Origin of the sequence: Lysinibacillus sp. NPDC048646, from assembly GCF_050272295.1 — a bacterium.
Lineage (GTDB): Bacteria > Bacillota > Bacilli > Bacillales_A > Planococcaceae > Lysinibacillus.
This window is the reverse complement of record NZ_JBNNLZ010000008.1, coordinates 134851-150997: the sequence shown is the minus strand read 5'-3', so window position 1 is coordinate 150997 and position 16147 is coordinate 134851. Positions and strand designations below refer to the sequence as shown.

At 34.6% G+C, this 16147-nt stretch carries 13 protein-coding genes; all 13 read left to right on the top strand.

Annotated elements, in window-relative coordinates; genetic code table 11:
- Positions 1-3: 3 nt before the first annotated feature.
- The 13 genes from ACQKII_RS11530 (at position 4) to ACQKII_RS11470 (ending at position 16117) form a co-directional block, all read left to right on the top strand.
- On the top strand, positions 4-645 hold the full coding sequence (locus ACQKII_RS11530) for a phage distal tail protein (RefSeq protein ID WP_427459320.1): 642 nt from the start codon (positions 4-6) through the stop codon (positions 643-645).
- 24 nt (positions 646-669) lie between these two features.
- A complete protein-coding gene (locus tag ACQKII_RS11525) occupies positions 670-4464 on the top strand; it encodes a phage tail spike protein (protein ID WP_427459318.1) in 3795 nt (1264 codons plus the stop codon).
- 12 nt (positions 4465-4476) lie between these two features.
- Positions 4477-4962 (top strand): PAAR domain-containing protein, encoded by a 486-nt coding sequence (locus ACQKII_RS11520; RefSeq protein WP_427459316.1) that lies wholly within the window; start codon positions 4477-4479, stop codon positions 4960-4962.
- 27 nt (positions 4963-4989) lie between these two features.
- Positions 4990-6156 carry a hypothetical protein gene (locus ACQKII_RS11515; protein WP_427459314.1) on the top strand — a complete coding sequence of 389 codons (1167 nt, stop codon included), beginning with the start codon at positions 4990-4992 and terminating at the stop codon, positions 6154-6156.
- A gap of 57 nt (positions 6157-6213) precedes the next feature.
- Complete coding sequence (locus ACQKII_RS11510; RefSeq protein WP_427459312.1) at positions 6214-6957, top strand: hypothetical protein; 744 nt, start codon at positions 6214-6216, stop codon at positions 6955-6957.
- A 102-nt stretch (positions 6958-7059) separates the two neighbouring features.
- Positions 7060-7656: a hypothetical protein gene (locus ACQKII_RS11505; RefSeq protein ID WP_427459310.1), complete on the top strand. Its 597-nt coding sequence runs from the start codon at positions 7060-7062 to the stop codon at positions 7654-7656.
- Positions 7657-7680: 24 nt separating this feature from the next.
- The gene (locus tag ACQKII_RS11500; protein WP_427459309.1) at positions 7681-8013 is read left to right on the top strand and encodes a hypothetical protein; all 333 of its coding nucleotides are present in this window, start codon (positions 7681-7683) and stop codon (positions 8011-8013) included.
- Between the two features lie 23 nt (positions 8014-8036).
- Positions 8037-9110: a hypothetical protein gene (locus ACQKII_RS11495; RefSeq protein ID WP_427459307.1), complete on the top strand. Its 1074-nt coding sequence runs from the start codon at positions 8037-8039 to the stop codon at positions 9108-9110.
- Between the two features lie 2 nt (positions 9111-9112).
- On the top strand, positions 9113-10435 hold the full coding sequence (locus tag ACQKII_RS11490) for an SPRY domain-containing protein (RefSeq protein ID WP_427459305.1): 1323 nt from the start codon (positions 9113-9115) through the stop codon (positions 10433-10435).
- Positions 10436-10440: 5 nt separating this feature from the next.
- Positions 10441-11595, top strand: a complete 1155-nt coding sequence (locus ACQKII_RS11485; protein ID WP_427459303.1) for a discoidin domain-containing protein — start codon at positions 10441-10443, stop codon at positions 11593-11595.
- 48 nt (positions 11596-11643) lie between these two features.
- A complete protein-coding gene (locus ACQKII_RS11480; RefSeq protein ID WP_427459301.1) occupies positions 11644-12858 on the top strand; it encodes a discoidin domain-containing protein in 1215 nt (404 codons plus the stop codon).
- Positions 12859-12860: 2 nt separating this feature from the next.
- Positions 12861-13751 (top strand): LamG domain-containing protein, encoded by an 891-nt coding sequence (locus ACQKII_RS11475; protein WP_427459299.1) that lies wholly within the window; start codon positions 12861-12863, stop codon positions 13749-13751.
- Positions 13752-13795: 44 nt separating this feature from the next.
- On the top strand, positions 13796-16117 hold the full coding sequence (locus tag ACQKII_RS11470) for a LamG-like jellyroll fold domain-containing protein (RefSeq protein ID WP_427459297.1): 2322 nt from the start codon (positions 13796-13798) through the stop codon (positions 16115-16117).
- The last annotated feature ends 30 nt before the right edge of the window (positions 16118-16147 follow it).

Here is a 16147-nt window from a genome sequence, read left to right as displayed (position 1 = left end):
TAAATGACAAATTGGGGTTCCATTTCAACGGTAAAAGGCTCGTATATCTCCAACATACATTCTATTTCTACTAATGCCCAAAAATATTTGACAACGATGGCAGCTAATATTGTAAATGTATATGCTAAACAAGTCGAATTCTATTATTCAGTATCCTACGATACGCTTAAGTGGACCGCATGGCAGCCAATAAATTTCAATGATACTGGTCTATTAGATCAATATAGTCTCAAAGGAATGTCCTTTAGATATAAAATCGTCATGAGTGCTACTAAAGAGCATGAAAAACCTTATATCCAAACATTCTCTATTAGTTTTGATCCATGTGCTGTTTTAGAAAACTTAGGTGATTTTACGATAAAGCCTAAAGTATGGATTAGAAAAAAGAACGGCAATGGAAACGTAGAAATAACGAATACTATGACAAATCAAAAGATGCAATTACATAATTTAATTGATAACGAAGAAGTTTTTATTCATTGTCAGAAAGAAGAAATAGTATCAAATCGACAAAATTTAGGCGTCTATCGCTATGATGATCACAATGATGAATTTTTGGAACTAATGATTGGGAACAACTACATCCAGGCAAATGGAGATTTTGATATGCATGTTAGATACCAACATGTATTTATTCAACAATAAATTTCAGCGAAAGGGGGTGATAAAGTGAAATTAGGTGACATTAATTATGATTTAAAAGCTGCACAACCGAGAATTTTCCTTTGTAAACCCGATAAAAAAACAATTGCACTTCTTAGTGAAGCTTATGATATTAGCTATAATACGAAGTTAAATGTATTAAATGAATTATCTTTCAAGATACCGACAGTTATTTTGCAAGATGGTGTTGCAACTGACAACCCCAATATACAAACGATTAAAAATCGATATTTATTTAAGCTGAAGTTCGGTCCTGTAACGGAATACTTCTTATTGAATGAATCCACCAAATCTTATAGCGATGATGAATATATTCAATACTCTGCCCTATCGTTGGGTGTGCAACTGAGCGATAAAAATATTAGAGATTTCGAAGTAGTCAGTAAAACGCTCGCACAAATTACAAACGAAATATTATCCTCAGCAAATACTAATTGGAAAATTGGTTATGTCGATAGCTTTTTCGAGACCTATCGTAGCTATGAAGTATCCTCAAATAATATTCTAGAAATTATTTATGATTTAGCAAACCTATGGAATGCTCTAATTGTTTGGGACACGCTTAAATGTGAAATAAACTACTATAGACCTGATAACATCGGCAACAATAAAGGATTTTATATCCGTGATGGCAAATATTTAGAAAGCTTTAATTTGTCTACTAACACGATTGATACGATCACTCGATTAAAGGTTTATGGTCAAGATGGACTGACAATACATAGATTGAATCCTACAGGTCAGGCTTATTTAGAAGATTTTAGATTCTACCTCTACCCCTTTAAACGTGAAAATGGGGTCGTCATTAGCCATTCGGAGTACTTAAGTGATGACTTATGTATTGCATTAGAAAATTATCATGCTTTAGTAGAGTCATTAGCAGAAAAATTCACTCATTTAACGAGTTCTATCACTACGCAGAATTCCATTATTCAAACTGAAGAACAGCGTCTTAGCAGTCTACAAACACAAAGAATTATCATAGAAGATGAATTAGATTTATCCAATGCTAATTTTCAATCGAACTCCCCTTCTCACCTGGATATCATTAACCGACTAGAAGCAAAAAGAGCTGAGATTGCCAATCAAGAAGCCTTTATTCGGGACTTAAACTATCAATTAAGCAATTATCAAGATGAGTTAGAACGATTAAGAAGTAAATTACTTAGAGAGAATAATTTCTCAAAAGAACAGTTAGCTGAATTATCCAATTTCGAAATCGACAAAGAATATACAAATGACTCGATTGTCGATGATCAAGATTTGTTAGAAGAAGCACAAGAAATTTTCAAACAATACTTACAACCTAAAATAAAATTAGACATGAATATGATTGATTTTTTAGCAGTCGTGGAATGTCAAAATGATTGGGACAAACTCAATTTAGGTGATATCGTCAGTGTTCGTTATGACCGATTGCAGGTAGATATTAAAGCTAAAATAACGGAAATTACATATGATTTTGAAAGAGAAAGTATTTCAGTTATTATCACCAACGAAATTGATGAAAAAAATACCTGGTTAGAGCAGCTTAGTAAGGCTGGCAATACCTCTACCCTCGTCCAAATGGAAAAATGGAAATGGAATCTTTCCGAAAAAAACAATGGGGCCATCAACGACATCATTAACAATAAATGGGACTCATTGAAAAATGCTGTAATGGCTGGATATAACCAGCAAATTGAGATCAATGAGCGCGGCATTACAGTAAAAGATTTAACCGACCCTTTAAGCTGGCTAGTGATTCAAAATGGATTTTTAGCTATCACAAACGATAACGGCAACTCATGGAAGCACGCCATTTCGAAAGATGGCATTTTTGGCGAGAGAATTTTCGGTAAAATAATTTCGGGTGTGAATTTAATCATTGAAGACGAATCAGGTGTTTGGCTGACACAAGGCTCACGGACCACTATTTATAATCGTAATGGTGATGAAGTCATGCGGTTAGGGCTTGTATCAGACAATGAAAAAGATAAAGACGGAAATTTAATTCCTCAAGAATCTGAATGTTTTGGTCTTGTTTCATGGAATACGATAACAAAAGTAGCGTTGACAACTTGTGAAGGTTTTTCAGTCAGTAAAAAAGACGGCGACGATTGGAAAAAAGTACTATGGGCTAATACAGATGGGACGCTGTATTCTCGAAATATGGTGGCTGAAAATATTAAAATCGTAAATAACCTAGACCAATTAATTTTAGATGCTGAAAATAATTACTTTGATATTGGCTTATTTGACAAGATTGTGGCAGACGGAAAGTTGACTACGCTTGAAAAATTAGAGCTTATTAAAGAATTATATAAAATACATTCAGACTATAAACTCCTTCTTCAACAAGCGCAAAAGTATATTAGAAGTGAACGAGATAATAAGACAGATGTTGATGGCGAATTTTATACAGATACTCAAACGTTCCGTACTGTCTATTCTATTACTGACAGATACTCCACAAATGCTTTAAAAGGTGCTTATTTAGCACTCATGAATTATATTTCAAGCTATATTAGGATTCTTAATAACGGCTATTCGGAAGCACAAAATTTGAATATTGATATGACTGACCCACTGACAGAATCCACGAGTCCGATTGAGAATCGTGGTATTTTTGTGCAAAGATTTAAAGATTATTATGATGAGGCTACTCGCCTTCGACAAGCTATTGAAGACTCCTTGTTCTATTCAGGTATTCACATGGGTGCGTATAATAATAATTTAATTATGAATGAGTTTGGTTTTATAGCTGTGCGCAGTGATGGCAAATATCGAGCTTTCCTGAATGCTACTAATGGTCTTGCTCTGCAAAAGTGGGAGAATGATAAATGGGTCAGTAAATTATTTGCTACATTAAATGACGATAAATGGGAAGATGGCACACTGTATGCTGAAGGTTTAGTCACAAAAAACTTACGCATTGTAGATGGCAACTTAGGCGACGCCATTATTCTTGATTGGGAAGATGGCATCACTATCTTTGGTAGAAATGGCGAAGAGATAAGGCTAAACGCAAACGAAGCCATTTCAATTTATGTTAACGGCAATAGAAAATTCTACGTTGACACAGATGGTAGGCTTTATGCCAAAGATATTACTACCCATAATTTAAAAATTGTTGACGGTTTTTTAGGAGAGAAAATAACTTTCGACCACGATAAAGGTATTACGATTAACGGCAACAAGGGCGAACAAATACGCCTAAATGCCAATGAAGGCATCGCCATTGATGCTAATGGTGAAAAGCGTATTTGGATTGGGAAAGATGGCCTTATCTACGCTAAAAAACTTCTTATTATGGGTAATGATAGTGAAGAAATGATAAAAGATGTGGATGGAAGTTATATTTCCGATTTGACGGTCAATAAATTAAAGACACTGAATTCCAACCAACCACAAGATTTTATTCATATTAAGGATAATTTCTTTAAGATCAAAACAAATTATGGCGGTTCTGAAAAAGACAAGCTCACAATCACAGTGAAAGAAACTGGAGATGCTGCTTACCCCCATATGACTTGGGGCGCAGGCGGTGATGCAGGCGCAGGAAACAATGTCGGATACCAGTACAAAAAAAGTGATGGCTTCTATTTTGACTATGTGGGCACGGATGGTCAAAAACGAGAATTTGCTCTTAAAAATGGCGATGAATCCATTTTAATGAAAACACCTCACTCCATGAACTTCGATGGCAAAAATATTAATTTCAAAGCTTCCAATGCCATTACTTTAGCTGTAGGAGAAAATAAAATTGTCATCAGCACTTCGGGAGTTAAGGTAAATGGGTCTCGAATCGACCTCAACTAAGGAGGAAATAACATGCCTGAAGTATCAGTGAAAGGAAATAAAATTCAAAATAGCACAGCAACGGGGCATATCAAGGTAAAAAAACCAAATGAATATACTTGTGAAGCAGGTTATATGAACGGTGAGTTTTATTCAGGATATTGGTCAGGTGGAATATGCTACGGTGTTCTAACTCCCCCTTCATCCTCTCACTCATACGATTACATTAGTGCAACGATTGAAGGGCAAATAAACGAAGGTAGCTCCAATGTATTCGTCAATGGAAAAGAAGCGGTGTATTCAGGAGCAAAAACGTCAGAAAAAGACACCTACTCAGTTCCGAGTGGTTGGTCTTATGACAGTGGTTCTCATACAAGTGCCACTGGTTCTGTTACTGGAGGAAGTTCGACTGTGTTCGTTAATGGCAAGCCACTAGCCAGAAAAAGCGACAAAGTGACTACTCATGGAGGCTCTACACCTACAATAAGTGAAGGTTCCAGCAACGTATTCTCAGGTTGAAGAAAAATGAAGAAAGAAGGTGAGTAATTGTCATTACCTATTAATTATTTAGAATTTAATAATCCTATCCATATTGTTTGGAGAAAAGGAACGCCCAACGACCCTTTTATCGATAGACTTGATATTGCACGAGTAGTAAATCAACGAATATTCTTATTAGAAATTCCTGACGAGATGTTTAAAGTACGCATTGCAGGCATGTTTGAGATAAACTACGAAGCCTTTATAAAACACAACCTCGATAAAAATGAATTTTATGTTGACTATACGAACGGCTTTGTTTATGTCCATGAATCTAAAGAAGCGGAGACGCTTTCCATTATATATAAAGGAAGAGGCCTTATCCTCTACCCTTCTAGTCGTATCATTCATTATGATGGAACAACCGCTACTGAATCTTTGCATGAAATCATTGAAAAAAGTAAATCGCAAGTACAAGAATTAATAGATAGAACAGATACTTATGAAGAATATTTAAAACGTCTTGTCATTGCTATTAACAATTCCAATATCGCCACAGACCAGGCTTTAATTGCTACACAGCAAGCAAAAGATGCTACCGAATTAGTAAAAGACGCATATGAAACAACCGTTCTAATTTATCAGCCTTTTGTCAATACATATAACGATATTGCGAAAAAGTTCCCTTACCCTGAAGTTGGATGGACTACGCAAGTTTTTGATACAGGCATTCGCTATAGATGGAACGGCAAAGACTGGATTCCTATCGATGCATTAGGGGGCAACATTCCTCTAGCAAGTGAGCTTTTAAACGGATTAATGAGCAAAGAGCATTATATGAAACTTAAAGGCATTACTGAATTTGTTAATGAGAAAACAATTGTATTCATCATTCCAAAAGATATCTTAGAAGGCGTTCAAGACCCTCACGTTGTCTTTGATTACGAAGGTGAAATTGTAGAAGTAAAAGCTTCTGTCACATCAAAAGGCGCACAACCAACTCCCGTTAAAATTCAAAAATCTGCTAATTTTACGGACTGGCTCGATATCACGGATAACCCAATTATGATTGGCGAAAACCACTATCTTGATGACAATACACATGCTTTAACAGAACGTAAAGTGAAGAAAGGTGATATTTTCAGATTAACTATCCCCTCTTTTTCTGTCGATGCACAAAACTTATCGGTCAATATAAAAATAGTGTTAAACGACTCTCTAAATCTTCATTGATTCGGAGAGTTTTTTACTATAAAAAATCAAAATTAACTAGGAAGAAGGAATTTAATAATGACAAACCCACCTGTAGTATCATGGTATGAAGAAACAAACGAAAAATCAAAACTAGTACAAACGACAATAAATTACGGAACGGTTGACGCAGATTCAGAGTCTCCACATAAAACATTCTATATTTGGAATAATAGAGAGGGTAAATCTGATTGTTCAAAAATGGAGGAAGTGACATTTACAACTCGCGACCGCGAAGGTGGTCCTGGGGATTCAGTTGGTAAAGTTGTTGAAGCTGTACGTGATAACTGGTTCCATGTACGAGTTGACACTTTAAATGAAACTAAATTTACGCCTGTAGGTAAAGGCGGTACTGCGAATCCATTAGGTACTAAAGATTTAGGTACAAATGGTACTACAACTAACAAAAACGCTAAAAATGCTTCTGTGTGGTCAAAAAACACTATTTTAGTTTTAGATACTTATGTACAACCTACAGTAGCAAATGGTTTTATTTATAAAGTAGTTAAAGCTGGTACAACAGATGTAACAGAACCATCATGGGTACAAGTGGAAGGCAATTTAGTACCTGACAATGACATTGAGTATATCGCTATCAAAATTGATAAAACACCTGCTGCTAAGGAAATATTAGGGTTGGCACATGACACATTAGATGATGGAAGCAATGCAGATCTTGCAGGCGGTAACTTTGTAAAAGTTACTGTCTATGCAGATGTACCAATTACAGCCAGCGCAGGTAAAAACCTATTAGTGCAACGTGTTTCTTACCGTTACGTATAAGATTCATAGGCATGAATTCAACGATTTTTCATCAGGGTATGGGGGCTCTCCCCTACCCTCTTTTTTATGGAAAAATAACTCAATACAATGAGGTGAACAGTAATGTTATTTTCAAGTTCAGGAAATTTACAAGCAATCGACATCCCTTTTAACTGGAACGCTGATTATGTAAATGGTAAAAACTATGCTGAGTACGACCTACTTACGCATAAGAAAAATGATTTTTATTTAATTCAGAGAAATCAGGTTATTCGTTTTGGTTTGTTTGGTCAAGGGATGAAATTTTTCTTCGAAATGTCGGATGGTTCTTTCAATTTAAGAGGTAGAAGAATTGAGATTGACTATATTGATGAAGATGGAAAAACTTATCATTTAACAACAAATTTTGAAAACAAAGACCTTATCACATATAAAGAAGCCTTTACTGATTTCAGTAATGTGCAAGGTATTCAGAAATCAAACTTAAAGTCAATTAATTTTGGCTACAAAACAACTTACAAGAAAGATGAAATTCAATTATTCTTTCAGCCTGTTGTTTCACTTCCTTTCAATGAGAGTGCTTTTATTGAAGTTAAATTAACTTCAAACAAACCAATGAATGGTCATTTGGTATTTAAGTCTAGAGGGATTGAAGTAGAACGCTTCTACGCCCCTTTAGAAGCCAATAGAGCAGGTCAGATGAATTGGACTATCAAATAATTAACTAGGCGAGGAAATGGTATTATGAAAAGATTTTGGCTATATCTACCTGATAAAAATGATTCTTTAGAAATAACAACAGCTAACAACAAGCTTTCTTTATTCGAATCTTCAAATGAGAAAGTCTACACAATAAACACAGGAAAATACTCAATTCAAATGCTAGTAGATAAACTAGTTAGCAAAGGTTTAGACGCTAAAGTTGGAGAAATTAAATCACCTAAAAACTCAAAGTTCATTGTGTTGTTTTTAGATAATTCATTTACAAACGTAAGTGGTAGTTTTATTACTTTTATTGGTGGTATTGAGTCGATTGATACAGGAGATAGACAAGAAGGTAATATAATTCATATTTAATAATAAGAAAGGAAAATGCTCATATGGCTCTTATAGGCGGTAATACAGAAAAGAAAGAAATAGGCTTACCTATTGGTGTCTCAGGAACCCATGACAATACTGAAATTAACAAGACAACAGGATTTCTTCAACTAGTGGAAGTTGATGTTGATGGTCAAGGAAACCCTATTTACACAGAAGAAGGTTCATGGACTTCTGATGCTATTGATTTAGGAGATGTTTTTCAAGACTTCGAAAAAATATTCACAACTAATATAAACAATGGAGCAAGCTCATTCGCAGTATTAACAAGAGTTTCAGACAATGGTAGAGATTGGTCTGATTGGGTTGCGATTGCGGAAGATGGGGCAATTCAGTCTGACACTAAGCAGTACATTCAAGTCAGAATAGATTTATTTGCAGGGTTTGTTACGGATGTTTTTACTATAGCGAACAGTGATTTCAATACGAATGAATTTATTGAAGAAAAAGAAGTTAAAGTAGGTAGTTATATAGTCCCTAGATTAACATCAAATACATCTTCCTCAGAAGGTTTTGCTTTTGCAGAAACAGAGTATAGTAGTAGTTATTCAGCTTGGTATGCTTTTGATAAAGCAGACAAAGCAGAAGGTTATCTTTCTAGAAATGGTTTTCTAACAGGTTTTGTAGGATTCTATTTTAACAATCCTGTTAGAGTTAGCAAATATAAGGTAAGAAGCGCAGGTGGTACTAGTGGTCAGCTATCAGGTATGGTTAAGTCATGGGTTCTTCAAGGAAGCTTAGACACTACAAATGGTACTAATGGAACGTGGGTAGACTTAGATACTCAAACTAAGCAATCATGGACAGCAAGTTATCAAGACAAAGAATATTCTATTTTAAACAATGATACTTATAAAGCATATAGACTTAAATTTTCTGAAAACAATGGACATGCTTCATACGCAGGCTTAGGAGAATTGGATTTCTATGAAGATGGCACAACTTCACTAAGTCTTAAACGTGAATATCAACATGATATGACACTTGATTCAACTTGGTCTGATACTGGAAGTTTACACAGAAAGAAAATTACTCGTGAAGATTGGGTAAGAATTGATAAGATGGAGGTGCGCTAAATATGGAGAAAATAACGTTAAATCCAAACGACAAATATTCTACGATACAATTATCTAATAATAACATGACAATGAATGGGAATACTTCAACAGGCTATGGAGGGGTTAAATCTGTTAGGCAAAGCAAAAAATTTGATTTCTACTTTGAAGTAAAAATAGATAATCTCAGTAGTAGAATTCTTGTTGGTGTATCGACTCCTGCGACAGATACCAGTGTAAGCATTGGCACTAGCGCAACTAAATTTCCATCAACAGTGAAAGGTTTAATGAACACTGGATACACATATTCACCAGAGACCAAAGTTAACACAACGTTTGCTACTAATGATGTTATTGGAATAGCTGTAAGCTACACAACAAACACATTAATTTTTTATAAAAACGGAGCGCTAGCAGAGACGATAGCTGGATTAATAGATGATATTTGGATTCCATATTTAAGCTCAACTACTGCTAATGATAGAGCAACAGTAGCTTTTATTAAGAGAGATTTTAAATATCCGATACCAACAGGATTTGAAGCATATCAACCACCAATTAATAAATCTCTTATTTTACATGATGGTGAGTATAAGAAATATAAAGAAAAAAAAGAAGCCACTAATGAGACATATACAAATAATCTAATACCAAAGATGACCTCTAATACAGCTCCATCTGGAAGGGCTTTTGCTTCAAGTACAACTTCTGGATCTGGCTATGCTCCTTGGAAAGCATTTGACGAAGTACCTTATGAGTATCACGAAAATGGTACTCCTTTTGAACCTTATAACTTAGGATATATATTTTTCAACAACGAAAAAAAGAAAGTCAAAGCATTCTCTTTGACACCTGCTCAATCAATTAATATGTATAAGAACTTTATATTGCAAGGCAGCAATGATACAGTTAATGGTCAAGATGGAACATGGGTTGACATAAAGGAATATGTAGATATTTCTTGGTCTAACAGTACTTTAAAAACATTTATTTTAGAGCATGAAGTGGAATATTACGCTTACAGAGTATATGTTAAGAGCACTGGCAGAGCATCTTATAATACAGATGAATTTAAACTATATGGCATTCTAGATCACGGAGCGCCAGAGGTATTAGCAGGATGGGAAGATATTTCTAGCGTTTTACCAACCCAGACTCAATTTATATCAGATGGTATGGACTCACTTTCTCCACTATTAGACCGTACAGTATTAAAATTAGAACCTGTGCCAATGACAGATAGAAGCGACATTTTAGAATCAGGTGATATAGGCAAAGTGTTTAGTAAGACAGTTGACTTAAAGAGATATTTTGATATTAGAAGTATTAAAGTTGAGGTGAAGTAATCAAAATGGTAAATTACACCGATAATATTATACCAAAAATGACAAGTAACAATACGGACGGTTTTATTGCGGCGGCTAGCAGCGTATATAGCACTAACTATCCAGCTTGGGGAGCATTTGATAGAGGAGATAACTATTGGTCTGCATCAAGTGGTGCTTCTAATGGTTGGATTTCATGTGAATTTCCAACATCTAGAAAAATCGTAAAGTTTACTATTAAAAGTAGGACTGTTGCATCTTCGCCCAAGATCTTCTCATTCGATGGATTTGATGGATCTAATTGGATAGTTTTATTCAAAGAAGATAATGCGCCGAATTGGAAAGATGGAGAAAAAAGAGAATACTTCATTAATAATACTAATGAGTATAATCGCTATAGAGTTAATGTTTCTCAATCTCAATCTGCTGGCAGATACCCAGAAATAAGTGAAATTGAAATGATGGAAGAGTTAATTCATAAAAAAACACTTCTTCAATCAAATAACAAAACATATTCACTAGAATCAAATGACGCTTGGTACGAAACAAAAATGACTTCTAATAATGCACCATCTCCGTTTATTGCTAGTGCGAGTAGTGTTCATAGCTCAGGCACGTTCCCTGCTTGGAAAGCTTTTAACGGAACTGACATTGGAACTCAAGATGTTTGGATTTCTGCAAATAGTGTTTTAAAAGCTTGGATTCAAATAGATTACGGAAAAACAATGAATGTTAATAAATTGGCACTTATATCTTCAAATTATGCAAGCTATTCAGAATCTAGCCCAAGGAGTTTTGATATTTTATATTCTAATGATGGCATTAACTTCAATAAATCTCTATCAGTGAAAAATCAGTCTAATTGGTCTACGTCTGAAACTAGAGAGTTTCATTTTAAAGAGGTGGAAGCAAGATATTTCAGAATTGATATAAGCGAATCTAATAATTCTACTTTTATAGCAATTGGAGAAATTTCATTTGGATATAAAAACACTAATCTGATACAAGTACCTAGTATATCTATAAAAAATCTTGTTAAGTATGGCGTTAATAAATTAGATAAGTTAGATACAACTTTATCTAACAAAAACTACATTTTACAAGACACCATCTCAGAAAATTCAGATGGATTATGGACAACACAATTAGACAGAAAGCCGCTCAGCATTAAGTTTGAATAGTGCTTAGATATTATTGAGAAATAAATTAGTAGAAAGGATTGATAGTTAATGAGCAATGTAATTTGGCACGAAACAAAAATGACTTCCAACAATACCCCATCGCCATTGGTCGCAAGCGCTAGCAGCGTTTATCCTTCTACTGTGGCAGCATGGAAAGCTTTTAATGGAACAACGAGTGATAATCAGGATGCTTGGGCTTCTACGTCCGGTGTGACAGACGCATATGTTATCTTAGATTATGGAAAAGAATATGTCATAGACAGAGTAAAAATAACCAGTGTTAATGGAGCAGTAACATTTGGCACAAAAAACTTTGAAGTTTTCGGTTCAAACAATAATACAGAATGGACTTTGCTATCTTCTGAGTTAAATATTCCTGTATGGGGAAAAGCAGAAGCCAGAGAGTTCATATTTAATAAAAAAGGAAATTTTAGATATTTAAAACTGAGGACTTGGGGAACTTACCAAACAGTTGAAAACTATGTTGGAATAGGAGATATTCAATATGGCTCAGATATTGATAAAAAACTAGCAATCAAAAACTATGTAACAAATAAACACTATTCCATGTCAGATAACACTATAATTCACTTGCCTGACAACTCAACTAAAAACATGATTTTACATGGAATTGAGCAAGGTAAAGAGATTCAATTAGATGTACCTTTTGATAAACATACTTATATTAATGATAAACCTGTTGCTAGTGTAAGTGGCAAAGTATTTACACAAGATATTGGGATAATTAACACACTGAATATCAGAGAAAACAGAGAAGAAAAAAGCATTGTAACCACTTGGCATGAAACTAAAATGACCTCCAATAATACGCCTACTCCTCTAGTTGCAAGTGCTAATAGTATTTATAGTTCAACATATGATGCTTTTATGGCTTTTAATGGTGGAGCAAATATAACAGGTGATGGATGGGCTGCTGCAATAGGCACTACAGATGCCTATTTAACTTTAGACTATGGTAGTAGTAGAGAGATAAATTGTGTAAAGATTCAATATATGAACAATAATGATATTACATTTGCACCAAAAAACATTATCATTAGCTGTTCAAGCAATGATAATGATTGGAAAGATATCGGAAATTTCACAAATCTATCATTTGCTCAAAATGAGATTAAAATATTTAACTTACAGTCAAACATATCTAGATTTCTAAGAATTAGAATGTCTATGAGCAACGGAGCTAATTATATAGCCATAGGAGAGATCACCTTTGGGAAACGGTCAGAAAAGGAAGTGAAATAAGAATGGCAACTACAGAGCAATTAATGTTAAAACATGGTGTCGCATGGTTTGGTTTCGATGAGCAAAGTGGAAATGTTTATGATAAATTAGGCAGCGATTATATTGGTGCAGTTACAGGCGCAACAAGAGTTGAAGGTTGGAATGGCGAAGGAAGAGCGATAAATTTCAATGGGACTAATCAATATATCCAATTCAATAGTAGCGTTATTCCTAGAGGTGAAAAAACTATTAGATTCAAAATGAAAAGTGGTCAAACAACATCTGGACGAATTTTAGTTGACTACGCTATAGCGAACTCTATTGGATGGTTCATTCATGTAACAGATTCTAAGTTAACAGTTGAAGTCTATACTGGGGTAAGTAATATAGCTTCCTATGTTATCTCGGACAATTTTTGGCATGATGTTTTTATAACTTATGATGGTAATAAGCTAAAATTATATGTTGACGACATGATTAACCCGAAGCAAATTGTTAATACCATAGAAATGAATTGGACTACAACACTTTGCAGAATAGGAACTGGCAGCAATGAGCGGTATTATAGTGGTCAATTAGATGATTTGCAAATCTATAATAAAGCTTTATCTCCTTCTGATTTCACTCAAAAACGTTTGGCGATTAAAACAGCAGATAATAAAAACCTTGTTTTATCCCCTACTTCAAATCGTGTAAAAGAGATTCCTAACACAGCAGAATATATGATGTTAGCTCAAGGTGGAATAGTAAAAGAGATTGATTCAGCAATTGATAGACCACCAATTGATTTCACTAAATCTACAACTGAATATGAGATTGTGACTAATAACAGAACACCCTTAGGGAAGGGAAGAATACTTACTATTCCTATTAGTGGTGATTTTAAAACAGCAATGATTGAGGACAACTATTAAATTAGATGTCCTTTTAATATGGAAAAATATTGGAGGTCAATACAATGGCTAATAGCAAAGATAATTTAAGTAAATATGGTAAAACCTTTATTGGTTTCGATGAACCTAGTGGCAATGCTATGGATTCTATAAGCGGTTACACAGGAACTTTAGTTAATTCACCTACTCGTGTAACAGGATGGAATGGCAATGGGTATGCTATGAGTTTTAATGGTAGTAGTCAGTATATTAAATTTAATAGTAGCATCTTTCCAATAGGCGCTAAAACGATAAGATTTAAATTTAAGAGAGATAATCAGCCAAGCTCCATATCGGCAATATTGAGTAATGCATATATAACGGCGTCTGAACATGGTGACCAAGTATCAATAAGACCAAGTGGAGGTAAGCTTGGATGGCACTCTTTAAGAGCTTCTAGTACTGCTAGGTTTTATATAGAGTCTGATATTGATATTTGTGATGGAAAGTGGCATGACATTATGTTAGTTTGGGATGGGACTATTAATAATAATAGTGTGAAAATGTATATAGATGATATGATGATTCCTCATAAAACAGGAACAGCATTATCTCAAGAAACGGTGCAACCAAAAAATTTAAATATAGGGTGTGCCCTTAGTAATGGGTCTTATATTTCATTTCTAAAAGGTGATTTAGACCAAATCGAAATATACGATAGAGTAATCTCCCCTATTCCTGACAAATATTTTGTGAATCACAATTCACAATACAAATACCATGATAGTACTGCATGGCAATCGACCACTGCAACAGAATCAAACTTCAAACAATATGGTATGAATAACTTAGACCATATCACAGAAGCTCAATGGAATGAGTTATCAGGAAACAAATCAGTTGTTATGTGGTCTGATTTTGAAGACAAGCAGTTTGCTTCTGTTGTGTTAAACAAAGAGGATTTCAAAGCACAAGATCTTTTAGGTGAAACACCACAAGCAATTTACTTCACTGATTCAGATACTTCGCTAGTATCATTTGAAACAGGTGTTGAACCTTACTCAGTCTATGACGATATTGGCGAACTTCCTGAGGTTCTAGTGTACACAGAGACTACAGATGATATTATCGTATCCACAACTACTGAACCATTTGATATTTATGATGAATTTGGCGACAGTGTTGAGGTTCTTTATTACACAGATGATGAAACTGTAACAAACGCTGACTTAATCCTAGAAGCTAATTGGTCACCTATTGATGAACTTGAAGGTGACTTTGAGGTTGTAACATGGACTGACGAAGCCCCTGAGACTGCTCAGAGAGTGCTTGAAATGACAGCAATACCAAAACCTCAGTTCATTAAATTAGTGAATCCTAAACGTGTCTATGGCTCTTTAGATGATGTGTTTGTAAATGATATATCTCAATCATATCGTGATGATGCTCGTTACTTTGTTGGAGGAGAAACACCTGATAAATGGTATGTGTGGGATAAAAAACTAGAAAAGTTTGTTGTCTCTGATGCATCTACTGAACAAGCAATCTTAGATAACGGTATGAAACACACAGACCTAAACAATATTACAGATACTCAGTGGCGTACTTGGAAAGAAAAGTATTTGAACATTGGTGTCTTCTTAAAAGACAATCCTCGTGACACTATTGTTTCTGTTGTGGAGAGTGTTTCATATGAAGACTATCTTCCTAGAAATACATCTACTATCGAAGACACAAATCTTTATATCTTAAACACTACTGCAAAAATTGATATTTCATTTAATGGTAATGTTCTTAAAGGTATTCTAAGTGATGATGATTTAACTCGTGTTCAATATCGTGTGTTGTTAAACAACGGTCACTTCTACCCTTCTGATGGAAGTTTTACGAAGTTAGGAGAATCACCTCAAAATATTGAATTAGTAATTGGTAGTAAAGATATTAGAATTGATGATTGGAACACTCTAAAAGTAGAGTTTCAAGATTTCTTTGGAACTACTGATTATTGGTCAACTCAGTTCATTGGAACATATTCAGGTCTTATGTTCAAAGATGTATATGGTCAATACTTCTCTAGTGAGATTGGTGAAGTTCTGCAATATCTTGATTTTGGTATTATTATTGCAGGTCAAACTACAATTGAGCATGAAGTAATACTTAAAAACCAATATGGCTATGATGTTAAGAATGTACACTTGTACGCTAACACAGCAAATTTCCCTACAGGAATGACATGTCAATTTAGTACAAGCCTTTCTCCTTTCACACCTCAACCTGACCTAAGACTAAGTGGTGTGTTAAAAAACAACGAAGAAATGTCATTCTTCATTCGACTAAAATCTGAATTAGGTGCAACGCCTGACGCTAACGGTTCATTTGACATAATCGTGAGAGCAGACAAAGCCTAATCACAATACAATGTGATAAGGAAGTGAAAT